Consider the following 25,167-nt stretch of genomic DNA (forward strand, 5'->3'; position numbering starts at 1 on the left):
GTAGATATTTTGTTTTGGAGGATGTTTTAAATATGATTACTGTAAGTAACGTAGGTTTAAGATATGGAGACCGAAAATTATTTGAAGATGTAAACATTAAATTTACACCTGGTAACTGCTACGGACTAATAGGTGCTAATGGCGCGGGAAAATCAACCTTTTTAAAAATTTTATCTGGTGAAATTGAAGCACAATCTGGAACTGTTCAACTCGGACCTAATGAACGGATGGCTGTGTTAAAACAAAACCATTTTGAATATGAAGAGTATGAAGTATTAAAGACAGTTATTATGGGTCATACCCGCTTGTATGAAGTCATGCAGGAAAAAGACGCAATCTATATGAAGGAAAACTTCACAGATGAAGATGGTATGAAGGCAGCTGAATTAGAAGGCGAATTTGCTGAATTAAACGGCTGGGAAGCAGAACCAGAAGCGGCAATTCTTTTAAAAGGTCTAGGGATTGGTGAAGATCTTCATTATAAAACAATGGCGGAATTGACAGGCTCTGAAAAAGTGAAAGTGTTGCTTGCACAGGCATTATTCGGCAGACCAGACGTGTTACTACTGGATGAGCCAACTAACCACTTAGACATCAAAGCCATCCAATGGCTTGAAGAATTCTTAATTAACTTTGAAAATACAGTAATTGTTGTTTCCCATGATCGTCATTTTTTAAATAAAGTTTGTACACATATCGCTGACCTTGACTTTGGTAAAATTCAAATCTATGTCGGAAACTACGATTTTTGGTATGAATCAAGCCAATTAGCATCTAAATTGACTTCTGATGCTAACAAAAAGAAAGAAGAAAAGATTAAGGAATTACAAGCCTTTATTGCTCGTTTTAGTGCAAATGCTTCGAAATCAAAGCAGGCTACTTCTCGGAAGAAGTTACTTGATAAAATTACTCTTGATGATATTAGACCTTCTTCTCGTCGTTATCCATTTGTTGGGTTTACACCAGACCGTGAAATCGGAAATGATTTGTTACGTGTCGAAGGCTTAACAAAAACCATTGATGGTGTTAAGGTCCTTGATAATATCAGCTTTTTTGTGAATAAAGGCGATAAAATTGCTCTTGTTGGAACAAATGAACTAGCAAAAACAACACTTTTTAAAATTCTAATGGGTGAAATGGAAGCAGACAGTGGTACCTATAAATGGGGTATCACCACTTCACAAGCTTATTTCCCTAAGGATAACTCCGAGTATTTTGAAAACAGCGACTTAAATCTAGTTGATTGGCTTCGTCAATTCTCACCTAAAGATGACAGCGAAAGCTTTTTACGTGGATTTTTGGGCAGAATGCTTTTCTCTGGTGAAGAGGTCCTTAAAAAGGCAAGTGTCCTTTCCGGAGGAGAAAAGGTTCGCTGTATGCTCTCTAAAATGATGTTAAACGGTGCAAATGTCCTTTTATTAGATGAACCAACAAACCATTTAGACTTAGAATCGATCACTGCTTTGAATAACGGATTAATTAATTTTAAGGGTTCATTGCTTTTTGCTTCCCATGACCATCAGTTTATTCAAACCATTGCCAATCGAATTTTTGAATTAACTCCAAATGGCTTAATGGATAAAGAAATGAGTTATGATGAATATCTAGAAAATGATGAAATACAGAAACAATTGGCTGAAATGTATAAATAGTTAATTGGACAAAAGGGGCACCTCGATTGAGGTGACCCTTTTTCATTAACTTCTCTTCTGTTTTCTTCTTGATGAAGGTTCTGTTCTAGAACCTGTCTCAGTTGTTGTTGTTCCTTGTCCTTCCACTTGCGGGGAAGCCAAGCCTATTGTTGATGGATCCTTTTTACGTTTTCCCATGTTTGTACACCTCCCCTATTAGTTTTTGGAGGATTAATGCTAGTTATTCCGAATAATTCAGATAAAATGAGGCAAGATAATCTAGAAGAGGAGGTGTTTTGTATGGCAAAAATTGGTGTAGAACAATCTCTTACACAAGTTCAACAAGCCCTACGTGAAAAGGGACATGATGTAGTTGAATTAAAGCAGGAGTCGGACGCCCAGAATTGTGACTGTTGTGTTGTTACAGGACTAGATTCCAACGTAATGGGTATGCAGGATACCAGTACAAAGGGTTCAGTTATTGACGCAAACGGTCTATCCGCTGACGAAGTATGTCAACAAGTAGAAAGCAGACTACAATAATTAATCCAACTCTCAAAGACTAAAGGATACACTTTAGTCTTTTTTGTTTTCATCTTTTTGTCTATTTCCTATAATATTATTTGTTACAAATATTAAACAAAAATAAGCCATGATAAGGTCTAACTTATCATGGCTTTTTCATTTTTCTAAAACTTCCTAGTGAGTTTATTTCTTAAACCAATAATAATCCCTGCTAATGCAATAATTATAACACCATATATGAGATTAATATTGAATAACTGCTTTTCTTGTTGTTGTTTATTTTTAGAGGTTGTTACATTTTTTACTTGGAGCTTCACAGGAGCTGGCTCTTTGTATTTAAGTGGAACGAACTGAACTACTTGTCCATTATTATTACTTTTAATCGCAAGTACTCCCTGATTATTTAATACCCTCATACTCCCTTTGGTGGATTCTGTAATTAAGGTATTCTTTTCAGGGAAGTATTCTTTATTGCCTAATTTATAAATATCACTTTGCAAAAGTGTTGCATGTTGAAAGTTTTTAAATCCATAATCAAACAAACTTGCCGTATCATCATATTTATCTTTTGGTAGATCAGAGTTTAGAACCACAGCAGTCAGCCTTATTTTCGGATTGGCTGCAGTGGTAGCCAGGGTTTGTTTTGCTTTAACTGTATATCCTGTTTTCCCTCCGGTTACTCCTGGGTAGGCAAACTCCCCTTTTAGCATGCGGTGGTGGGTTACGATGTTCGTTTTCCATGATTTCCCCTTCCACTTAAGTACTTTCGTTCCAAAGATTTCTGCAAAGACAGGATTCTTGATGGCATAATTAGTTATGATCCCCATATCCCTTGCCGTGGTATAATGGTTCTTATCAAACAAACCATTGGGATTGATAAAATGGGTGTGATTTACACCTATTGTTGTTTTTAAATAGGTATTCAAATGCATTGCAAACTGTTCGACACTTCCATCTAAGTGTTCTGCAATGGCTACCGCAGCATCATTTCCAGAATTAACTAACATTCCTTCGATCAATTGCTTTAAAGTAATTTTTTCCCCTTCGTCTAAATAAACCCTTGTTCCATCTTGCCTCACAGCATTGGCACTAACAGTAACCAGGCTATTCAAATTGCCCTTTTCAATCGCATAAATGGCTGTGGCTATTTTCGTTAGACTAGCAGGATACATCTTTTTATCTGCATTTTTTTGAAACAGAACGGCACCTGTATCAGAATCTAAAAGAATAGCCCCTTTACTTTTTAGGTTAGGTTGTCCATTATTAGCTGCTAAAGGAGTTAAATGGTTCGAACAAACGAGTAAGATTACGAAGATAAGTGACACTAACTTTTTCATTAAATAACACCCAACTTTTACATTATTTCCTATTAAATCTTAACAGATTGTATTGCAAAATAATAGATTAATTTAGGAAATCTATTGGAAAGTCATTTATAGATATAGAAAAACCGGCTGGTCACACCAACCGGAAATTGGACTAATTTCTTTTTTTCGATATAAGCATAGTAATTTGCGCCATGATTATTGGTAATGATGATTTTCTTCGATAGGCCAAGTATTTGGGTTCCCAAATATTTGTATATTTTTCTTTAAATTTTCGCAGACCTTGGAAGTGGTAAAAAAAATGGCCATTCAGGAAAATTTGTGCAGCAATTTTTTCGCTTAAAAATGAGAACCTTGACAGTCCTACATTTGCCAATGGGGCCATTCCCATATTAAACCGATCATACCCTTGTTCTTTTGCCCAATCAAATAAACACAAGAAAAGAAAATCAACTGCACCTGATGCGGCTTCTGGTTTAAACCTCATTAAATCAACAGAAATTGTTTGATAATCATCATATACATGCATGATGCTCATAAAACCAAGAATCTGCTTACGTTCATTTCTTACAATCGCAATTGGCGCCTTATTTAAATAATCCTCAGAAAAGAAACCTAGTGAAAAACCTTTTTCCTCTCTCCCTTGCAGCCATTCATTTGATATCTCTCTTAATTCTTCTAAAAGGTCTTTTGAATATGGAGGGGTAATGATCTCATAAGAATAATCAGCACGAACAAATTTATTTCGTAATGCTCGCAACCCTTTCATTTTGGACCCTGTTAAGGAGAAGTATTTCAGATCAACAAATGCCTCTTCACCTAACTTAAAAAAAGCAAAGCCATGCCCATGTAGATATGGAAGCATATCATCACTTACTTGATAAAATACGGGCGTAAAACCATGTAAATCAGCGATTTCCTGAAATTCCTCTATTGCATTTGATATTTCATCTTTTTCCCCAATGGGATCTCCAAGGATGACCAGCTTGTCTGCAAATTGCTGAAAGGAAATTAATACATTCTTTTTACTGTTCCAAAATATGAATTTATCATGTAAAAAAATTAAATGCGATAACACCTTCCCTTGATACTTCGATAAATGGTCAACAATATCTTTTTCACGGTTTGCAGATCTCTCTAAATTCCAACTTTTCGGCAGACTGATTAAATATCCAAACATAAGAATGAATAGAGCAATAACAAGCCCAATTGCTGCACTCATAAATAAATCGTGATAATCAACTATTACATAGGGCAAAAGTTTAGGTGGTATTTCTATTTTAGAAATCGGTAAATTCAGATAACCAATCACGAGATACATAGAAGTGATTACAAGAATAATCATTATATCAAAAATCGTTTTACCCCAAGTTAACACATAACTCTCTCGATAAAATTGACCTTTTGACATCCGGAGCAACAAAGCGACAATAATTAAAAAGATTGCCTCTTCATAATCAATTCCTTTAAAGATAGAAAACAGTGCGGCCAATATTAAAGCGAACATCGTTAGCTCGTAGGCCCTCTTTACGCTATATTCAATCCCCCGAGATAAACCTAATAATAAAAACCCAGCTGCAACAGATAATTGGTGCGATACATTAATAATTGGAAAGGATAAAAGTTCTTGTGCAACCTTCAACCGGGACATAATTCCAGGCACACTAGCTGATAACAGTAGGATTAAACCAGAAAGGAAAACCAGCATGGTTAAAATGACATGGCTTAATCTTTGAACCACGGCTTTAGGAAGATCATTCCAAGTTTGATTCCACTTTTTCCAATATAGCTTAACAAAGAAAACTAGGCTAATAAAAAATGGGAGAAAGTAATAGCCAATCCGATAAAATAGTAATAATACAAGTACCTTTTCTTCAGGGATATGTAAATCTTGCATCCCCCAAATAAATACCAAATCAAAAGAACCTAATCCGCCTGGGATCATACTAATGATCCCGGCACATGCAGCAACAATGTAGACAGGGAAAAGATTTGCAGCAGAGATAGAAATTCCTAAGGTGCGGCATAAAATCCAAATGGCTAAAAATACTGCAAACCATTCGATTATGGATATCAAAATTAGCTTCAAGGTACTATTGGCACTAACTAGAGAAGGACTTCCTTTTTTTGACCTTATTATATGTAAAATTAAAAATAGTGGTAAATATAAACCAACACCCACCACTGCAAAATAGAGCCATTTTGTGTCAACAAACAACGGGAAGTTACGAAAATTGTTTGTGACGATCCATGATAGCACTGAAATACCTGTTAAATAAAATAATGATACGGATGCAATAACCCCTAAAAGTTTACGTTTGTCCGGTTCGTGCTTATGAAAGAAATACGTTCTTAACATTGCCCCGATTATTCCACCAAAGCCAATTAAATTTGAAAACGAATTAGCAATAAATGATTGTTCTAATAAATCTCTGGTTGGAACTTTTAATTTTAAAATTCGTACTAATACCACATCGTAAAGCAACATGGGTAAGACAGCTATAAAAGTGATGAATAATATAAATAGAAGACGCCCCATATCAAGTTGACTAAGTTCTTCCTTGAGTAAGTGCATATTTATGTTTTGAGTAAATTTTTTGATTTCGTTAATTGCAAAGATTAACAGTAACAACGGAAAAATAAATTTTAGTGTCTTTAATATTCTTTCTTTTCTAATCCCCAACAAGCTAACCACCTAATTATTTGCGAATTAATTAGCAACTTCTAATTTACATAGAAACACATTTCCTGTTTTTACTATAAACTTTTCTAATAGAAAAACAAAGAAAAATTATCTCACTCTATAGGGTGTTACTACTTATTCTAGACATTTTTATTTATGTTCAACCATGTTTGAAGGTATAAGTGTTAACAAAAACAAAACAAATCAAAATCTTGCAAAAAAATAGACAAGTTTTCTCCCCCCCTTAGCATAAGTATAAAGTAGGACAAATTTACGAGGGGGTACGAAATGAAATTTTTAGTCTTTAAAAAAGAAACACTCCTATTCTTTGTTGCAATAGGGGTTGTACTTTTCTCCCTGTCAGCCTGGTTCATGTTAAAGGCTGGGGATATAACTGTTTTTAATCAGCAAGGCTCGAAAGATATCCGTGAAATTCACATGGTTACTGCAGAATTCAGTACGAAATTGAAAAATGGAAAAGAAATGGAGGCTTATCGCTGGGATCCTGGGACAGTATTTTTAGAGAAAGGTGAAAAAGTAAGGTTATTTATTAGCGGAATAAACGGTGAAGAGCACCCATTTTATATAGAAGGAACAAAAATAAAAGGGACTGTCAAAAAAGGAGAAGAGACAGTTGTTCCCTTACAATTTGAAAAAGAAGGTACGTATCGGTTAATTTGTGAAGTCCACTCCGATCGCTCACATAATGGTCCAATGATTGCTTATATAGTAGTAGATTAAAACAGGAGATCTTTCTCCTGTTTTTTTCATGAGAAAAGAATTGCTGTTTCATTCTTTTTTCACTATTAACACCTTGTTTTTATTAACTTCTTCATATATAACAGTTTCGCAACCCATCCGAATAATTATAGTACAGTTCCAAAAATGAATCTAAAAACCTTTATTAACAATCTGAAAATAATGCTAATTATCCCCATTAAATAAGACTTCACAAAACGTTAACAATTAGATACTAATATACGTGCCTTTTTTCACAAGAAATCTGTTATACTCGATTTATAGAAAGAACAACCAAACTGTTATATTGTTTTATACAAAAATATGAGGTGATTAATCATGGAACAATGGACTGGATTTACAAAAGGTGCTTGGTCAAAAGAAGTTAACGTTCGCGATTTTATCCTTAATAACTTTACTCCTTTCGAAGGAGATGATTCATTTTTAGAAGGACCTACAGATGCAACCACTAAACTTTGGGCACAGGTAATGGAATTAACCAAACAAGAGCGTGAAAAGGGCGGCGTATTAGATATGGACACAGAAACCGTATCTACGATTACTTCCCATGGACCTGGTTACCTTAACGAAGACCTTGAAAAAATTGTTGGGGTACAAACCGATAAACCGTTTAATCGTTCAATGCAGCCATTTGGTGGGATCCGTATGGCGAAAGCAGCTTGTGAAGCTTATGGTTACCAATTAAACCCTGAAATTGAAAAAATCTTTACTGAGTTCCGTAAAACTCACAATCAAGGTGTTTTCGATGCCTATACAGATGAAATGATGCTCGCTCGTAAAGCTGCGATTATTACCGGTCTTCCTGATGCTTATGGCCGCGGCCGTATTATTGGGGATTATCGCCGCGTTGCTCTCTACGGTGTTGATTTCTTAATCCAAGAAAAGCAAAAAGACCAAAAGAACACAAGCAAAGTAATGACTGAAGAAAATATGCGCCTTCGTGAAGAACTTGCCGAACAAATTCGTGCTTTAAAAGAATTAAAAGAAATGGCAAACAGCTATGGATTTGATATTAGTCAACCAGCTAAAAATACTGCTGAAGCATTCCAATTCGTGTACTTTGGATACTTAGCAGCGATTAAGGAACAAAACGGTGCGGCAATGAGCCTTGGCCGTGTGTCAACATTCTTAGATATTTACGTAGAAAGAGATTTACAAAACGGAACAATAACGGAAAAAGAAGTACAAGAAATAGTTGACCATTTTATTATGAAGCTTCGTCTTGTAAAATTTGCCCGCACACCAGATTATAATGAACTATTCAGTGGAGACCCTACTTGGGTAACAGAATCAATTGGCGGTATGGCAAATGATGGTCGGTCCCTTGTAACGAAAAACTCATTCCGCTTCTTGCATACATTGGATAACTTAGGTGCTGCACCAGAACCAAACTTAACAGTTTTATGGTCACCACAGTTACCTGAAAACTTTAAAAAATATTGTGCGAAAATGTCCATCAAAACTAGCTCGATTCAATATGAAAACGACGATATTATGCGACCAGAATATGGCGATGACTATGGAATTGCTTGCTGTGTATCAGCAATGGAGATTGGTAAGCAAATGCAGTTCTTTGGTGCCCGCGCCAACCTTGCAAAAGCACTTCTATACGCTATTAACGGCGGTGTAGATGAAAAATTAAAAATTCAAGTAGGTCCACAATATCAGCCAATTACATCTGAAGTATTAAACTATGAAGAAGTAATGCAAAAATTCGATCTTGTGATGGAATGGCTTGCTGGTCTTTACATCAATACCTTAAATGTCATTCACTATATGCATGATAAATACAGTTATGAAAGAATTGAAATGGCGTTGCATGATACGAAGATTCTTCGGACAATGGCCACTGGTATTGCCGGCCTATCCGTTGTTGCTGATTCACTGAGCGCTATTAAATACGGAGAAGTTAAAGTAATCCGTGATGAAAACGGTCTTGCGGTTGATTTTGAAACTACTGGGGACTTCCCTAAATACGGAAACAACGATGACCGAGTCGATGCAATTGCGGTAGAAGTGCTTAAAACCTTTATGAAAAAGCTTCGTAAACACCAAACTTACCGTGATTCTGTTCACACACTATCTATCTTAACGATTACATCTAATGTAGTCTATGGAAAGAAAACCGGTAATACACCTGATGGACGTCGTATGGGAGAACCATTTGCACCAGGCGCTAACCCAATGCACGGCCGTGACACAAAAGGAACACTAGCTTCACTATCTTCGGTTGCGAAGCTTCCATACAACTATGCGATGGATGGAATTTCAAATACCTTCTCAATCGTACCTAAAGCATTAGGTAAAGAAGAAGTAAGCCAAACCCGTAACCTGGTATCAATCCTAGATGGATATGCTATTAAATCAGGTCATCACTTAAATGTTAACGTCTTTAATCGTGAAACATTAATTGATGCAATGGAACACCCAGAGCTTTACCCACAATTAACAATCCGTGTTTCTGGATATGCAGTTAACTTCATTAAATTAACAAAAGAACAACAGTTAGACGTTATTAATCGAACATTCCATGAATCACTATAATTAAACCAACAGAGGCCCTTTTATTGGGGCTCCTAGTAAACTTAGGGGGATCATCATCATGAACGGAAATATTCATTCAATCGAAACATTAGGTACAGTCGACGGACCAGGTATCCGCTATGTTATTTTTACACAAGGCTGCCTATTGCGGTGCCAGTTTTGCCATAATGCTGATACATGGGAAATTGGCAGCGGCAAAGAAATGACCGTTTCCGAAATCATGGATGATCTTATGTCCTATCTGCCTTTCATTCAGTCTTCTGGCGGTGGAATTACAGTGAGCGGTGGTGAACCCCTGCTGCAAATCCCCTTCCTAACAGAATTGTTTAAGGAATGTAAAAAGAAAGGGATTCATACGACCATTGATTCTTCAGGTGGCTGCTTCTCTCATTCAAAGCTTTTTGTAGACCAGTTAGAGGAGCTGCTCCAGTATACTGACCTAATCCTGTTGGATTTGAAACATATTAACCGGAAAAAACATATTCAATTAACAGGAATGGCCAATGACCATATTCTTGAGTTTGCGACATTCTTATCCGACCATCACGTTCCTATCTGGGTTCGCCACGTGCTCGTCCCTACGGTAACAGATAATCCCGAAGATTTAACCAAACTTGGTGAATTCATCGGAACACTTAAAAACGTCCAAAAGATTGAAATTCTTCCCTACCACAAACTCGGTGTTTATAAATGGGAAGTACTTGGAAATGAATATCAACTCCATTCTGTTGAGCCACCCACAGAAGAAAACGTTGAGTTTGCCTATAAGAAAATAACTGCTCACTGGAATGTACCCATCCAAAAACACTGATTCGATTGAATCAGTGTTTTTAGATATTGGGCATAATTTGGCAACTTTGATACTTACCCTATTGGGCAATAAGTAAATATCTTCATAATCTGGCATTTTGGCAAGTATTAAATTGATTCTTTACCCTATCTCCTATATACTCATATCATTGACATTTAAGTGAGGTGATAATATTTGTTTCAATTGCTTATCGACAGTTCAGATATCAATGCACTTAACGCTCTTTATGTAAGTATTTTTTTAGGAATTGCTTTAAAATTATTATGGGCATGGAGTGTGGAATATTCTTTTGTTGGTTCCTTATCTGATCCGGCAAGGACAAATATTATTCACCCATTGGTACTTTACCTTAAGAAAAGTTGTTTAAATGGCAGCTTTATTCTGAAAAGAATTGTTATATATTTTCGTAGAAAAGAATATTCACAGGATGATTCTGAAGAACCTGTTTCCTCCCTTTTTTCTTAATAAATATTTATAAACCATTCTAGGAGGAAATATGAAAAACAAACGATCTTCATTAATTATTGTTACAATGTTGGCTTTAACGACTTTATTATTATCTGCATGTTCATCACAAGCACAAAATGGAAACAACAATAGTGGATTTTTCCATACTTATTTTGTCGAACCTTTTTCAACTTTTATCCATTATTTAGCTGAACTTTTTAATGGAAACTATGGTTTGTCCATTATTCTTGTAACGTTGATTATCAGGCTTGCTCTAATGCCGCTTATGTTAAGGCAGTATAAAAATCAAATGGCCATGAAGGAAAAAATGGATGTGTTAAAGCCTGAAATGGATGTCATTCAGACTAAAATGAAAACCGAAAAGGATCCAAAGAAAAAGCAGGAACTTCAAGCAGAGATGATGGGTCTTTATAAAAAGCATGGGGTTAATCCATTAAATATGGGCTGTTTACCATTGCTTATCCAAATGCCTATTCTAACTGGTTTCTATTATGCGATTCGCGGTTCCGAAGAGATTAAAACTCATGAGTTTTTATGGTTCAGTCTAGGAAATCCTGACATCATTATTACGATTATTGCTGGGGTTATTTACTACTTCCAGTTTAAAGTTTCTCAGTCGAATATGCCTAGCGCACAGGCAGACCAAATGAAATATATGGGTTTACTCTCCCCATTAATGATTGTTATGTTTTCATTTAACGCACCAGCAGCCCTTCCTCTTTATTGGGTAGTCGGTGGTACGTTCTTGATTATTCAAACAATGATTAGTAAAAGTCTTTATCAAACTAATAAGACACCGAAAGTTCAAGTCAAACAAAAATAATCAGACTGAAAAAGAAGCGTCCTTGGATGCTTCTTTTTTTGGATAGTTTTTTACAATTATGGCAACCTAATTTTGTAGAATTCAGATAAAGGAGTGATATGACAACATGAAATTCAACTTATTCATCATTGCTTCCCTTATTCCAAGTCTTTATTTAACTGGTTGCGCTAATAATGATATGAATAATGAAGTTGCTACACGTCAACGAAATGCAACTGACATAACCCGTGTAAATTATAATCCCCATCAAGTCGGACCTGCGATTTCAAGCGCTGATACCAGTGATCCCGAATTAGACCGCACGAGAAAGCATAATAATAGGAATAACGTAGGAAATAACAATCCAACCAACACAAGACTAGCGGATAAGGCAGTTGATAAAGTAATCAACTTGTCCGAAGTCGATGATGCAGTTATCATTGTAAATGATAATAATGCTTATGTTGCTGCTAAATTGAACCGTTCATCACGGAATGAATTGACCTCAGATATTAAAGATAAGATTGCTCATGCAGTCAAATCCGTTGATGAAAATATTGACAACGTTTATATTTCAGTTAACCCTGATTTTTATGACCGCATGAATACATATTCCAGAGATATTCGAAATGGACGACCTGTTTCAGGTTTCATGGATGAGTTTTCTGATATTATCCGTCGAGTCTTCCCAAATGCAAAATAGTCAAAATAAATAAAAAATGCCTGGCGCATCAGCCTGGCATTTTTATTATTTATACAACTTGTCTTTTAATTGGGTGCTTACGCCTTCCCATTCATCATGAAGGATACTAAAAAATACCGTATCCCTTACGTATCCATCAGAAATTATCCGATCTTTCCGTAGTACTCCTTCTTTCACGGCACCGATTCTAGCAATCGCGTTTTGGGATCTTATATTTCGAGCGTCTGTTTTTAATTGGACACGTGTAAGATTCCAAACATCAAATGCATGGCTTAATAGAAGAAATTTACACTCGGTATTTACTTTGGTCCGCCATACAGTCGGATGATACCACGTCGAGCCAATTTCTGCACTATTATGGTTTGGGAGTATATCTAAGAATCGTGTGCTTCCAATGATATGATTATTGTTGTCCACAACCGTAAAGGTATAATCTGTTCCATGTTCACGTGCTTTAATGGCAGCGTTTATCATTTGTTCCATATCATCTTTTGAGCGAATTTTTGTCGCCATATACGTCCATATTTCTTCTGGTTCCGCTGCTTCCCACAAACCGTCTAAGTGGTCCATACTGACAGGAATTAACTTTACCGTTTCCCCTTGTAACGAAAATAGATCGTTCCATAATTTAACCATAAATCATTCTCCCTTTTTCATAAGAAAAGCGCAAGCGCCCTGCTCAGCGGCGTATGGCCTCCTCGAAAGAGCTAACGCTCTTTCTTCGTGCGATGCTTATGCTGCCGAAGCCTTCCTTGTGGAGCGCTCCAACTGAGATAAAGGAAACACGAAGAGCCGGAGGCGCATTCGTGCTTGACTTATCGCAGGGCGGAGAGCGAAGGACACTAGCCGCTAGGGCCGCTTGCGCTAGACAGTAATATAAGTTCAAAAACTTTTACTTTCTTACCATAAGAAAAGACTGCGGGCTATGCTCCACAGTCCTCCTATTATGCATCCTGAAAATATTCTTTGTAAAAGCCGCCTACTTTTCCTGTATTATCAACAATGTAATAAAATTCTTCTGTCTCATTTTTTACATCATAGACTTTCCCAGCCGTTAAGGCATTATTGACAAGATATTTTTTGGCATCCGTATGAACGCATTTTATTTTTTTTATTGTTTCCCGATCACGCCATGATAGATGAATCATTGGTGCACCCTTCCTTTCGTTCTTTGTCCCACTCCTAGTATAATCAAAATGGCTGGTGGTGCGCAACAAAATCAATACATTAAGAAATTGTGAACTATTTTAAAATTTTATTAATTTTGGGTTCTCAAATGACCAAAAAAACATTACAATTATAAAAACTGAATATTCAATCCATTTTCTTGAGGAGGCATTCATAAGTATGAAAATTATGAGTAATGAGCAATTAGTTGTTTCGTATCGGGATGCATTAAAGTCTGACAAGGAAAAAGAATGGATTAAGATATTAAAAGATGAAATCAAACGCCGTGGCCTAAGACCATTTAAAAATCGTTAACTCGAAAAAACCGCTGAAAGGATTCAGCGGTTTTTCAATTTAATCTCAATTTAATTTCATTACTTGTTAAATCATTAGGATAAAGGGATAATTCAGTAAGTTTTCCTGCAATCTTGTCAGCCGCATCCACCGGATTATCAGCAAAGATCTCAAAGAATTCCCCTTCATACTCTTGTTTCGCATGGTCATAACGCGGATCATAATAGTATTCAAGTAAAAGGTGAATCATATCCGGGTAATTTCGCTCCGATAACGCTTGGATAAGTGAATTTCTGATATCAATAGCTTTAATACGCCTTAACACCTTTTCAATCCCATCTGATATCTTATCAAAATACCATGGCTCATTCTGGTAAGGAAGTACATATTCCGCCACAAGATGTGTTACTCTTTGTTCAATCGGGGTATTTAGATTGATATTTATCCCTCTCATCTTTTTATCCATTAATTCCTCGGTTTGGACGGCTTTTCCGATTCTTTTGCTTTCTGCTTCCACGAGAAAGTAATCAGCACCCTTGATTTCGGTAAGTCCTTTAAATAGTAAGGAGTCAAATGTTTTTTGATTATGACCATCCCCAAGTCCGATTGTTCCGAATATAGAACCGCGATGCCCTGCCATCTCTTCAAGGTCTAAAATTGGATATCCTCTTTTTTTCAAGACCTTTAAGACCTCTGTTTTCCCAACCCCTGTTAGTCCATGAAGGACAATAGCTTTGCCGGGAAGCATTTTTGGTAACTGTTCAAGAATATAGTGGCGGTACTCTTTATATCCACCTACTAGCCTACTAGCATAAATACCTGCAAACTCGAGAAACGTGACCACAGCTTTACTTCTCATCCCACCTCGCCAGCAATGGATAATCAGCTCCGAATCGTTAGAAATGGCCTTCTTTATTGTTTGTAATAAGACAGGAATCTTAGGGGAAACGATTTCCATTGCTTTCCACTTAGCGTGCGATGGTCCTTCTTGTTTATAAATTGTTCCAATTATCTGACGTTCTTCATCTGTAAATAAGGGAACATTGATCGCTCCAGGAATTGCACCATCATTAAACTCAATTGGTGAGCGTATATCAATGATTATAGGATTCTTAATCGTAAAAAGTTCTTCGACAGTCATTTCTTTCATATCATCTACGCTCCTCTTAAAAATTCTTATTGAATAAATCAAATATCTATTAGAAAACAAACAAAACTTCCACAATGGGAAGTTTCGAAAAAAGTCAACTAGTGTAAATTAGAATTTCCTACGTATCTATTATACAGGAAACATCCCTTGCATTCAAGGAGAGACAGTTACCCTGTGTGCTTATACCATTTTTGATATTGGTTTAAAAACAGACATTAACTTTTCCATCTCAACCAGTTTTCCATTATGAAATTGATCGACAATTTTGCTGCCAACTATAACTCCATCACAGTACTTTGTTAAGTCTGCAATCTGTTCTTGGCTTGAAATGCCGAAGCCCGCCAAGACAGGAATTGGACTTTGAGCTTTTACATTCTGTAAGAATTGATTCAATTCCGAATCATATTCATTTCTCACACCTGTAATCCCCTTAATTGTTACCGTGTATAAAAATCCCCTGCCCTTATTTGCAATCGTTTTGATTCGCTCAATAGGTGTTGTGAGCGTGACAAGACGAATTAATTCTATTTCAGCTTCATCTAGCTGCGGTGTAATAATCCCTTCTTCTTCTATCGGTAAATCGGGAATAATACACCCGTCTACACCTGCATTCCGTATATCTTGGACAAATTCATTGATCCCATAGCGATATATTGGATTTAAATAAGTCATAAGCAGGATTGGAACATTAATTTCCTTTCGTGCCTTTCCTAATTCTGTAATAATGCTCTTAAGCGTTGTGCCATTTCCAAGTGCTCTAATTCCCGCTTGCTGGATGGTTGGTCCATCAGCCACTGGATCCGAAAATGGAACCCCCACCTCAATGGCCGTTGCACCGAATTTCTCTAATAATTGAAGACGATCAACCAAACATTCCAGTCCGCCATCTCCTGCCATGATGTATGGAACAAACGCTTTTGTATTATTCTCTTTCAATGCTGCAAAAGTTTTTTCAAAACGGTTCATTTTTTATCTCTCCTCTCCTAAACGTGTTTTCACCGTATCAACATCTTTGTCACCGCGCCCTGATAAACAAACTACTATTTTTTGCGATTCGTCCATTTCTGCGGCCAGCTTTACTGCAAAAGCAATGGCATGTGCACTTTCAAGAGCTGGGATGATTCCTTCCAGTCTAGATAAAAGCTGAAAAGCGTCCAGCGCCTCTTTATCGGTAATCGAATGATATTTTGCACGACCAATGTCATGTAAATAGCTATGCTCAGGTCCGATACCAGGATAATCTAATCCGGCCGAGATAGAATGTGCTTCCTGAACTTGACCATCTTGGTCTTGCAAAAGATACATGAGTGCTCCATGTAATACCCCTGGACTTCCCTTAGTTAAGGAGGCTGCATGGTACTTTGTATCAACACCCTGTCCAGCTGCTTCTACCCCGTAGAGACTGACCTCTTCATCTTCGATAAATGGATAGAACATCCCCATTGCATTACTCCCTCCGCCAATACAGGCTACCACGGCATCTGGAAGTGTCCCTTCGCTTAATTGGAATTGGTGTTTTGTTTCCTTACCGATCACACTTTGGAAATCCCTGACCATCTGAGGAAATGGATGCGGCCCCATTACAGAACCCAATAAATAGTGAGTATCATCAACATTTTCGACCCAGTATCTTAACGCCTCATTTACTGCATCTTTCAATGTAGCGCTCCCAGAGGTAACACTAACAACCTTTGCACCCAGCAATTCCATTCTAAAAACATTAAGGGCCTGCCTTTTGATGTCCTCTTCACCCATGAACACGATACAATCAAGATTTAATAAAGCACAAACGGTCGCGGTTGCCACACCATGCTGGCCAGCTCCCGTTTCAGCGACGATTTTTTTCTTTCCCATACGTACGGCTAATAGTGCTTGCCCAATAGCATTATTAATTTTATGGGCACCTGTATGGTTTAAATCTTCTCTTTTAAGAAAAATCTTAGCTCCTCTGGCATGTCTTGTAAGATTATCTGCATAATACAACGGCGTTTCTCTACCAACATAGTTTTTTAATAACTCTTGAATTTCCACATGAAAGGAAGGATCCTTTTTCGCGCTTTCATACGCTTCACCAAGTTCTATTACTGCTTTCATCAATGTTTCAGGGACAAATCTTCCTCCGAAAATGCCGAAGTGGCCTTTCTCATTTGGTAATGTATAAGTGTTCATTCCCTTTACCTCCCTACAGGTGTGCTTTTCGCTTTTTCTATAAATGTTTTAATCTTATCTAAATCCTTTTTCCCATCGGTTTCTACACCCGAGCTAACATCTACCATATATGGTCGAATAATATTAATCGCTTCTTCCACATTGTTTGCATGCAAACCACCGGCAAGGATAATTTTGTGATTATTAATCAGGTTAGGGTCAACCTCATTCCAATTAAATACAGTTCCATTTCCGCCTCTGTATTTGCCCTTAGGACTATCTAATAAAATAAACTCGTTTGGATAATCAGCTAATGCTGCTAAGCCTTCATTTCCTTGAAAACTTATTGATTTTATAACTGGCAAGGACAGCGATTCACTAAATCGTCCTGTTTCGTCTCCGTGTAATTGAATATGTGTAAGTCCTACAATAGAAGCAATTTTCTCAATTTCTTCACGTGATTCATTTACAAAGACACCGACCTTATGAACCTCAGCTGGTAAATAACCAATAATTTCTTGCGCTTTCTCAATGGTGACTCTGCGCTTACTTTCTGCAAAGACAAACCCAATAGCATCAGCACCATAACGAACGGCTTCGATCCCAGTTTCTACATCAGTGATTCCACAAATTTTCACTTTCATTTAATGACACCTCCAATAAGCGGCAAGCGAAAGTCTAAAAAGGATTGTTTCACATCTGAACTTTTCATTAATGCTTCGCCCACTAATATTCCATTAGCTCCTGCATTTCTAACGCGTGCTACATCCTCTTGGTGATGAATTCCACTTTCACTAATGAGATAAGCACCAGAGTTTTTAACAATCAATGCTAAGGTCTCCGTCACTTCCAGGGAGACGTGAAATGTCTTTAAGTCACGATTATTTACCCCAATCAACTTTGCGCCGGTCTTTAGTCCTATTTCCAATTCTTCCTGATTATGAACTTCAACCAATACTTCTAGACCTAGCTCCTTAGCGTATTGAAAAAGTTCAATCAATCTCTGTTCATCTAAGGCAGCTACTATCAATAAAATGATATCCGCACCATTTGAGGCAGCAAGCTTTATTTGCAATTCGTCTATGATAAAATCTTTACAGAGAATCGGCAGGTTTACTTTACTCCGAACTGCTCTTAAATCGGAGAAAGATCCTTTAAAAAAAGTTTGGTCCGTTAAAACGGAAATAGCTGACGCGCCATATGCTTCATATAGTCCCGCCTGATAGGCAGGATCAATCGAGTTATTAATGATACCTTTCGAAGGCGATGCCCGCTTAAACTCTGAGATAATCGATATTTGATCGGTTGTTTTTAGCTTTTGAATAAATGATCTTCTCGGCTGGTTTGTTTCTTCGAATAGTTGGTTCCCTTCTCGAAGGAATAGAACTTCTTTTTTCTTTTGTTCAATAATTTTATCTAAAATGGTTGCCACTTATATCGCCTCTTTCTGCCCTGCAGCTTGAGATTTTTCAATCAGAGTGGTTAATTTTTCATAAGCAGCACCAGAATCAATGACCTCTCTTGCTACGTGGATACCTTCCTTAATGGAACTTGCTTTTCCAGCTGTAAAGATTCCGAGCCCCGAATTAAGTATTACCGTGTCACGGTAAGCGCCCTTTTCCCCTTTTAACACATTGATCAAAATTTCTGCGTTTTCCTTGGAGTCACCACCCTTAATACAACTGTTATCATATTGTGGAAGATTGACTTCTTCTGGGAAGAATGACTGATTAGTAATGATACCATCCTCTAAAATGGTTAAATGGTTTTCCCCTTGAAGCGATGCTTCATCCATAAAGCCTGCTCCATTGATGACAATGGCCCGCTTGCGTCCTAACTTTAAAAGTACTTCAGCAAACACATTCAATAAATCTCTCCGATACACACCCAACAATTGATAGTCCAACTCAATTGGGTTTGTAAGTGGTCCAATAAAGTTAAATATCGTTGGAATCTTTAATTGTTTTCGGACGGTCATGACTTTCTTTAATTTTGGATGAACATTTGGTGCAAATAAAAAAGATAAGCCAATTTCCTGTAGAATTTCTTCTGTTCTTTCTGCTGATAGATTTAAATTAATCCCTAAATATTCGAGTACATCGGCACTGCCCGTTTTACTCGAAACACTTCGATTGCCATGCTTGGCAACAGGAATTCCAGCACTAGCAATCACAAAAGCAGAAGTAGTACTTACATTGAAACTTGAAGAACCATCTCCTCCGGTCCCACAATTATCGATAACGCCTGAAAATTTCTCTTTAAATTTCAGTGTATTTGCTTTCATTGCTTTTACTATTCCGGTAATTTCTTCGACTGTTTCTCCTTTTGACTTCAAGCCCATTAAGAAGGCAGCAATTTCAGATTCTGAAACCTCTTCACCCAAAATGCAACTAACCGCTTCTTTCATCTGGTTTTCAGAAAATGATTCACGTTTAGCTAATTGGAGTAAATAATTCTTCATTTTTCTTCATCCTCTCTATCTCATTTAAAAAGTTATTTAGGATTTGTTTGCCGGAAGGAGTACCGATCGACTCCGGATGAAACTGAAGCCCAAAAACAGGATAGTCACGATGTCTGATCGCCATAATTTCCTGATCCTCGTCAGAATGAGCGATGCACTCGAGCACTTCAGGAATACTACACTTTTCAATAATTAATGAATGATAGCGCATGACTTCTAAAGGGTTGGGCAGCTCTGCAAATAATCCATCGCACTGATGCGAAATGAATGATGTTTTACCATGCTTGATTAGGGCTGCTCTTTTTATCTCACCACCGAATGCTGCACCGATCGCTTGATGGCCAAGACAAATTCCTAAAATTGGTATTTTATTAAAAAATGTTTGAATTAATTCAATGCAAATTCCGGCATCCTCTGGCTTTCCTGGTCCCGGAGAAAGAATGATTGCTTTAGGGTTTAATTCCTTGATTTGTTCCATGTTTAGCTGATTATTCCTAAAAACTGTTATCTGTTCCCCTAGTTCCCCTAGATATTGATAGAGGTTGAATGTGAACGAATCAAAATTATCAATCAGTAAAATCATTTCTCACCCTCCAAGAAAGAGTTTAGTTTGTTTATCGTCTCTTGATATTCGGACTCTGGATTTGAATCATACACGATCCCAGCTCCGGCTTGAATATAAGCCGAACCCTCTTTTAAAATCATCGTCCGAATGGCAAGGGCAAAATCCATATTTCCATCGGCGGATATATATCCAACAGCTCCTGAATATAACCCTCGTTTTGACTTTTCCAAAGAGTTAATAATCTCCATCGCTCGAACCTTAGGAGCTCCTGAAACAGTCCCGGCAGGCAGACAGGCAGCAAGCGCATCTATGGCTGTCTTGTCAGAATTTAAATGACCGCTTACTTCTGAGACAAGGTGCATCACATGTCGATATTTCTCCACTGCCATATACTTATCGACTTGAACGGACCCAAATTCGCAAATTTTTCCGAGGTCATTTCTGCCAAGATCGACTAGCATCTTATGTTCTGCTAATTCCTTTTCATCATTTTTCAATTCTTGTTCAATTAACAAATCTTCTTCATTTGTTTTCCCGCGTCTTTTTGTACCAGCGATAGGATTCGAAATAACTGTCTGTGCTCTTGTTTTAATTAAGCTCTCAGGAGATGAGCCAATCACGGTATAGCCGTCAAAATCAATATAAAACATATAGGGTGTTGGATTATTTGCACGGTGTTTGCGATAAAGTGATAATGGATCTCCATTAAATGCTGATTTCATCCTCCTCGAAAGAACCACCTGAAAAATATCACCAGCTAAAATATGTTCCTTGGCAATTTCTACATTTTTGATAAAGGTTTCTTTTGTTGTTTCAGAGTTAAAGCCTGAAAAATTAAAAGGCTCTTCTGTTGGGTAAAAAGTAGGCTGTTTGAGTTCTTCTATTCTGCGATCGATTCTTTTTTCAATTACAGCGGTGTCGCTCTCCTTCATTAAAGGACAACCACAAATCAAAACCTTGTCTTGAAGATGATCAAAGACTATTACTTCTTCATAAAACATTAAGTGTACATCCGGCATTTCCATACCGTTTGGAAATTCCTCTCCTATCACTTCATACTGCCTAATAATGTCATAGCCTACAAATCCAACTGCCCCTCCAATAAACGGGAAGGGATACTCTTCAAAGCCCATTGGCGGGATAAGTCTCTTTAACACTTCTAGAGGATTACCCGTTAAAACTTCTTTTTCACCATTCCGCTTAAGAATCTCATTCCGATCGCCCCTCGAAATAAGTTCAAAGGCCGGATCTGCACCAATAAAGGAATATCGGCCAGAATCATTATACTTATGTGAACTTTCTAAGAGGAATTTCTTTTTCCCGTTTATTTTTTTTAAGATGGAAATGGGTGTAAGCGTGTCTCCTTTGATTTCCTTTATGAAAAAATCCATTTTAGTTTTCATGTTAGGACTCCCTTCTAAATAAAAAAAAAAAATCGTCCTCTATATGCGCAAAAATTTACGCATATAGAGGACGATTCTATGGTCGTGGTGCCACCTCTGTTTGAAGCTGTTTAATCAACCTGCTTCCTCTTCAGATACGGAACAATCTGTTCGATATCCTATCCTTTTAACGGTGGAGACCCGTGCATCCCTACTTAGATTCAAGACGCCTCTCACAAGTCCATTCCACAAATCCTTTCTTATCGGGCTCCCACCTACCCCGACTCTCTTGAAAGAAATAAATTAGTGTACTCCTCTTGTTCAACGAGTTAATTATTTAACTTTGATTTATATCCTACGCAAATTTCACACTGAAGTCAAGGAAAATATTCAGAAATTTTTTAATTAGTTTGAAAATTAATTTTCCTCCTCCACGGTCTTTAAATCATTGGCCTAATTATTAATTCCATTTAAAGGATGTTCCAACTATGTTTTTTTAAAAGTGAATAAGCGAATAGTAATAGTAGCAAATAACGAAGGCGGGATTGAAGATTAATGGAGCATATTGAACATTTAAGCCAAAATCCAAAAGCTGCGAAAAAGAAACAATCGGCAGCAGGACAAAAGCGATCGAATGAAATAGCTAATCAGAAGTGGGCAATTATCTCACTGTCTTCCATTCCTCTAGTCATGACGTTGGGCAATTCGATGTTAATACCAGTTCTACCTTCAATGGAAAAAAAATTATCGATTTCTTCCTTTCAAACCAGTATGGTTATAACCGTTTATTCAATTGTTGCTATTTTCCTAATACCTGTTGCAGGATACTTATCAGACCATATTGGTCGAAAAAAGGTCATTATTCCAAGCCTTATCATTGCTGGCATTGGCGGGCTGATCTCAGGTTTTGCTGCATGGAAAATGGATGATGCTTATTGGATTATTTTAGCGGGCCGAGCCCTTCAGGGGGTCGGTGCAGCTGGAGCAGCTCCAATCGTTATGCCATTGGTTGGTGATATGTTTAAAAATGAGGACGATGTTAGCTGTTGTCTGGGTCTAATAGAAACTTCGAATACATTCGGAAAGGTATTAAGTCCTATTTTAGGGTCTTTTCTTGCGGGATTCATTTGGTTTATGCCATTTTTTTCCTTCCCGGTATTTTGTGTCATTTCTGTTTTGATGATTATGTTCCTGGTCAAAAGTCCAAAATCAACAGAGAAACCCATTCCATTTAAAGCTTTTTTCATCAATGTGAAGAAAACCTTTACTGAAAAGGGCCGCTGGCTATATGCCATTTTTTTTATTGGCGGAATCTTAATGTTTGTCCTTTTTGGAATTTTGTTTTATCTGTCTGAGCTTTTTGAAAAAGAATATGGTATTAAGGATATCAAGAAAGGATTCTTTCTAGCTTTACCACTTGGTGCTCTTTGTTTATCTTCGTTTATCAGCGGAAAAGTGATTAAGAAAAATAAAGTTCTAATGAAGTGGATTACATTTGGCGGTGTGATTGCTACAGCCCTATCGATTGGCGCCTTATGGTTTTCGATAAAACTTTGGTACGTAATTACCATGTTTCTTATTAGCGGTGTAGGTATTGGTTTAGGGCTTCCTTGTCTAGACGCCTTGATTACTGAGGGAGTTGAAAAGGAAGAAAGAGGCACCATCACATCCATTTATAGTTCGATGAGATTTATTGGGGTGGCGGCAGGGCCACCAATTATTGCATTGTTACTTAAGCAAGATACTCATTGGATTTTTATCCTTTTAGGTAGTGTAAGCATTATTGCAGCCTTTGTTGCATTGATGGCGATAAAACCAAATTCACAAGACCAAAAGAGCTGAGGTTAGTCCTCAGCTCTTAATATATTCTTATTATTTTACAGGTTTTTTTAGAAAACCGATTAATAATGCTGAAACAACAGAGCCCACTAAAATGGCAAGGGCATAAAGAAGGGCACCATTTTCTACCAATGGAACAACGAATATTCCGCCATGTGGGGCACGGAGACCAATTCCGAATGCCATCGATAGTGCACCTGCGATGGCAGAACCAGCCATAACAGAAGGAATGACACGTAATGGATCAGCTGCTGCAAAAGGAATCGCACCTTCGGTAATGAAGGATAAGCCCATGACATAACATGCTTTTCCTGCGTCCCTGTCCTGATCATTAAATTTATTTTTGAAGAATGTCGTTGCAAGAGCAATTGCTAGCGGTGGAACCATACCTGCAGCCATAATTGCCGCCATCGGCTCATAGACACCACTTGATAATAATCCTGTTCCAAATACATAGGCAGCCTTGTTAACTGGTCCCCCCATATCAAAAGACATCATAAGTCCAAGAACAATACCTAATAAAACTGCATTACCTGTCCCAAGTCCTGTTAACCAATCAGCAATCGTTCCATTTAACCAAGCAACTGGTTTGTTGACTACATATAGCATGATAAAGCCTGTAATCGCGATACCAAAAAGCGGGTAAAGTAAGATGCTCTTAATACCTTCTAAAGATCTAGGAAGTCCAGCAAATACTTTTTTAAGAAGAAGGACAACATATCCTGCTAGAAAACCTGCGACCAAACCGCCAAGGAAACCAGCTCCACCACTTGCTGCCATCATACCGCCAACCATACCAGGTGCAAAACCAGGACGGTCTGCAATACTTAAAGCAATGAACCCTGCTAAAACAGGAACAATGAGTCCAAATGCATTACCGCCGCCAATCGTCATTAAGGCTTCAGAAATAGGATTATAAGTAGCATCATCCGGCTTAAATGAGTTATAACCAAACATAAAGCATATCGCAATTAAAATCCCGCCTCCAACAACAAACGGAAGCATGTTAGATACACCATTCATTAAATGCTTATAAAATCCTGTACGTGAACCTTTTTGGTCGGCTGCTTTTTCGCTTTGGCTGCCATTCCCTTTAAATATCGGGGCATCCTGATTTTGTGCCTTGTTAATTAATTGTTCCGGACGACGAATTCCTTCAGCCACTGCTGCCTGAATCACATGCTTACCTTTGAACCTATCCATTTCAACGTTTATATCTGCGGCAATTATAACGGCTGTTGCATTTTCAATTTCTTCTTTTGTCAGGACATTTTTTGCACCGCCAGAACCATTTGTCTCAACCTTAATGTCCACACCCATTTCAGCTGCTTTTGCTTTTAAAGAATCAGCCGCCATATAAGTATGGGCAATACCCGTTGGACAACCAGTCACAGCAACGATTAAGTTTTTCTTAGTTTCTGTAGTAGTTACTTTTTCCTGTTTTTCTTCTTTGTCGTAGCGGTTAATAGTATCAAGAATTTCTTCAGGAGTTGTTGCCTTTAATAGCTCGTAACGGACTTCCGCCTTCATTAACAAACCAGAGAGCCGTGCTAATGCTTCTAAATGTGTATTATTCGCACCATCTGGAGCAGCAATCATAAAAAATAAATGTGCTGGTTTTCCGTCCAATGATTCATAATTCACACCTGCAGCTGATTTTCCAAAGACAATCGCTGCTTCTTTCACTACCTTTGTTTTAGCATGCGGGATGGCGATTCCATCTCCAATTCCCGTTGTACTTTGCTCTTCACGTTTTAAAATGGCTGCTTTAAATTCAGCACGATCAGATATTTTGCCAGCATTATAAAGAACATTTACTAGTTGATCAATCGTTGCCTCTTTTTGATTGCCCTCAATATTTAATAGAATCGTATTTTTCGATAACAATTCAGTAATTTTCATGACATTCT

The 25,167-nt window shown here is 37.5% G+C and carries 24 protein-coding genes and 1 other annotated feature; of the genes, 10 read left to right on the top strand and 14 right to left on the bottom strand.

Translation table 11 applies throughout. The features are described from left to right. Positions 1-32: 32 nt before the first annotated feature. The gene (locus QNH17_RS19725) at positions 33-1,652 is read left to right on the top strand and encodes an ABC-F family ATP-binding cassette domain-containing protein (RefSeq protein WP_283874549.1); all 1,620 of its coding nucleotides are present in this window, start codon (positions 33-35) and stop codon (positions 1,650-1,652) included. 45 nt (positions 1,653-1,697) lie between these two features. Here QNH17_RS19725 and QNH17_RS19730 read toward each other — a convergent pair whose 3' ends face one another. After that, positions 1,698-1,829, bottom strand: a complete 132-nt coding sequence (locus QNH17_RS19730; RefSeq protein WP_144547146.1) for a YuzL family protein — start codon at positions 1,827-1,829, stop codon at positions 1,698-1,700. A 102-nt stretch (positions 1,830-1,931) separates the two neighbouring features. On the opposite strand from QNH17_RS19730, the gene QNH17_RS19735 reads away from it, so the two are divergent. Then, a complete protein-coding gene (locus QNH17_RS19735; RefSeq protein WP_283879554.1) occupies positions 1,932-2,174 on the top strand; it encodes a YkuS family protein in 243 nt (80 codons plus the stop codon). Between the two features lie 146 nt (positions 2,175-2,320). Here the strand turns inward: QNH17_RS19735 and QNH17_RS19740 are convergent, their stop codons facing one another. Next, entirely contained in the window at positions 2,321-3,493 is a 1,173-nt protein-coding gene (locus QNH17_RS19740) for a D-alanyl-D-alanine carboxypeptidase family protein (RefSeq protein ID WP_283874550.1), read from the bottom strand. Between the two features lie 142 nt (positions 3,494-3,635). Next, on the bottom strand, positions 3,636-6,164 hold the full coding sequence (gene mprF / locus QNH17_RS19745) for a bifunctional lysylphosphatidylglycerol flippase/synthetase MprF (RefSeq protein ID WP_283874552.1): 2,529 nt from the start codon (positions 6,162-6,164) through the stop codon (positions 3,636-3,638). A gap of 288 nt (positions 6,165-6,452) precedes the next feature. Between mprF and QNH17_RS19750 the strand changes: the two genes are divergently transcribed. From QNH17_RS19750 to QNH17_RS19775, 6 genes are all read left to right on the top strand, one after another. Next, complete coding sequence (locus QNH17_RS19750; protein ID WP_283874553.1) at positions 6,453-6,905, top strand: cupredoxin domain-containing protein; 453 nt, start codon at positions 6,453-6,455, stop codon at positions 6,903-6,905. A 336-nt stretch (positions 6,906-7,241) separates the two neighbouring features. Then, positions 7,242-9,467: a formate C-acetyltransferase gene (gene pflB, locus QNH17_RS19755; protein ID WP_283874554.1), complete on the top strand. Its 2,226-nt coding sequence runs from the start codon at positions 7,242-7,244 to the stop codon at positions 9,465-9,467. Positions 9,468-9,525: 58 nt separating this feature from the next. Next, complete coding sequence (gene pflA / locus QNH17_RS19760; RefSeq protein ID WP_283874555.1) at positions 9,526-10,278, top strand: pyruvate formate-lyase-activating protein; 753 nt, start codon at positions 9,526-9,528, stop codon at positions 10,276-10,278. 174 nt (positions 10,279-10,452) lie between these two features. Then, positions 10,453-10,743 (top strand): hypothetical protein, encoded by a 291-nt coding sequence (locus tag QNH17_RS19765; protein ID WP_283874556.1) that lies wholly within the window; start codon positions 10,453-10,455, stop codon positions 10,741-10,743. A gap of 31 nt (positions 10,744-10,774) precedes the next feature. After that, positions 10,775-11,569, top strand: a complete 795-nt coding sequence (gene yidC, locus QNH17_RS19770; RefSeq protein WP_283874558.1) for a membrane protein insertase YidC — start codon at positions 10,775-10,777, stop codon at positions 11,567-11,569. A 106-nt stretch (positions 11,570-11,675) separates the two neighbouring features. Beyond that, positions 11,676-12,251, top strand: a complete 576-nt coding sequence (locus QNH17_RS19775) for a YhcN/YlaJ family sporulation lipoprotein (RefSeq protein WP_283874559.1) — start codon at positions 11,676-11,678, stop codon at positions 12,249-12,251. Between the two features lie 45 nt (positions 12,252-12,296). Here the strand turns inward: QNH17_RS19775 and QNH17_RS19780 are convergent, their stop codons facing one another. Together QNH17_RS19780 and QNH17_RS19785 are read right to left on the bottom strand one after the other, a co-directional pair. Next, entirely contained in the window at positions 12,297-12,887 is a 591-nt protein-coding gene (locus tag QNH17_RS19780) for a GNAT family N-acetyltransferase (RefSeq protein ID WP_283874560.1), read from the bottom strand. A 308-nt stretch (positions 12,888-13,195) separates the two neighbouring features. Further along, entirely contained in the window at positions 13,196-13,399 is a 204-nt protein-coding gene (locus QNH17_RS19785; protein WP_026563761.1) for a DUF6501 family protein, read from the bottom strand. 199 nt (positions 13,400-13,598) lie between these two features. On the opposite strand from QNH17_RS19785, the gene sda reads away from it, so the two are divergent. After that, on the top strand, positions 13,599-13,733 hold the full coding sequence (sda, locus tag QNH17_RS19790; protein ID WP_026563762.1) for a sporulation histidine kinase inhibitor Sda: 135 nt from the start codon (positions 13,599-13,601) through the stop codon (positions 13,731-13,733). Between the two features lie 34 nt (positions 13,734-13,767). Here sda and mnmH read toward each other — a convergent pair whose 3' ends face one another. From mnmH to trpE, 8 genes are all read right to left on the bottom strand, one after another. After that, positions 13,768-14,862 carry a tRNA 2-selenouridine(34) synthase MnmH gene (gene mnmH, locus QNH17_RS19795; protein WP_283874562.1) on the bottom strand — a complete coding sequence of 365 codons (1,095 nt, stop codon included), beginning with the start codon at positions 14,860-14,862 and terminating at the stop codon, positions 13,768-13,770. A gap of 180 nt (positions 14,863-15,042) precedes the next feature. Continuing rightward, a complete protein-coding gene (gene trpA / locus QNH17_RS19800; protein WP_283874564.1) occupies positions 15,043-15,828 on the bottom strand; it encodes a tryptophan synthase subunit alpha in 786 nt (261 codons plus the stop codon). Between the two features lie 3 nt (positions 15,829-15,831). Further along, on the bottom strand, positions 15,832-17,031 hold the full coding sequence (trpB, locus tag QNH17_RS19805; protein ID WP_283874566.1) for a tryptophan synthase subunit beta: 1,200 nt from the start codon (positions 17,029-17,031) through the stop codon (positions 15,832-15,834). 5 nt (positions 17,032-17,036) lie between these two features. Continuing rightward, complete coding sequence (locus QNH17_RS19810; RefSeq protein ID WP_283874568.1) at positions 17,037-17,654, bottom strand: phosphoribosylanthranilate isomerase; 618 nt, start codon at positions 17,652-17,654, stop codon at positions 17,037-17,039. Continuing rightward, the gene (trpC, locus tag QNH17_RS19815; RefSeq protein ID WP_283874569.1) at positions 17,651-18,442 is read right to left on the bottom strand and encodes an indole-3-glycerol phosphate synthase TrpC; all 792 of its coding nucleotides are present in this window, start codon (positions 18,440-18,442) and stop codon (positions 17,651-17,653) included. Before trpC ends, QNH17_RS19810 begins: the two co-directional genes overlap by 4 nt. Beyond that, the gene (gene trpD / locus QNH17_RS19820; protein WP_283874571.1) at positions 18,443-19,471 is read right to left on the bottom strand and encodes an anthranilate phosphoribosyltransferase; all 1,029 of its coding nucleotides are present in this window, start codon (positions 19,469-19,471) and stop codon (positions 18,443-18,445) included. Continuing rightward, positions 19,443-20,054 carry an anthranilate synthase component II gene (locus QNH17_RS19825; protein ID WP_283874573.1) on the bottom strand — a complete coding sequence of 204 codons (612 nt, stop codon included), beginning with the start codon at positions 20,052-20,054 and terminating at the stop codon, positions 19,443-19,445. Before QNH17_RS19825 ends, trpD begins: the two co-directional genes overlap by 29 nt. Then, positions 20,051-21,439: an anthranilate synthase component I gene (gene trpE, locus QNH17_RS19830; RefSeq protein ID WP_283874575.1), complete on the bottom strand. Its 1,389-nt coding sequence runs from the start codon at positions 21,437-21,439 to the stop codon at positions 20,051-20,053. The genes QNH17_RS19825 and trpE overlap by 4 nt, the downstream gene beginning before the upstream one ends. 63 nt (positions 21,440-21,502) lie before the next feature. Beyond that, positions 21,503-21,752, bottom strand: a binding site (T-box leader). Positions 21,753-21,973: 221 nt separating this feature from the next. Between trpE and bcbE the strand changes: the two genes are divergently transcribed. Continuing rightward, complete coding sequence (bcbE, locus tag QNH17_RS19835) at positions 21,974-23,260, top strand: bacillibactin exporter BcbE (RefSeq protein ID WP_283874577.1); 1,287 nt, start codon at positions 21,974-21,976, stop codon at positions 23,258-23,260. 30 nt (positions 23,261-23,290) lie between these two features. Here the strand turns inward: bcbE and QNH17_RS19840 are convergent, their stop codons facing one another. Then, on the bottom strand, positions 23,291-25,159 hold the full coding sequence (locus tag QNH17_RS19840; protein ID WP_283874579.1) for a PTS fructose transporter subunit IIABC: 1,869 nt from the start codon (positions 25,157-25,159) through the stop codon (positions 23,291-23,293). Positions 25,160-25,167 lie beyond the last annotated feature (8 nt).

This window comes from Neobacillus sp. SuZ13 (assembly GCF_030123365.1).
In the GTDB taxonomy this organism is placed as follows: Bacteria; Bacillota; Bacilli; order Bacillales; family Cytobacillaceae; genus Neobacillus.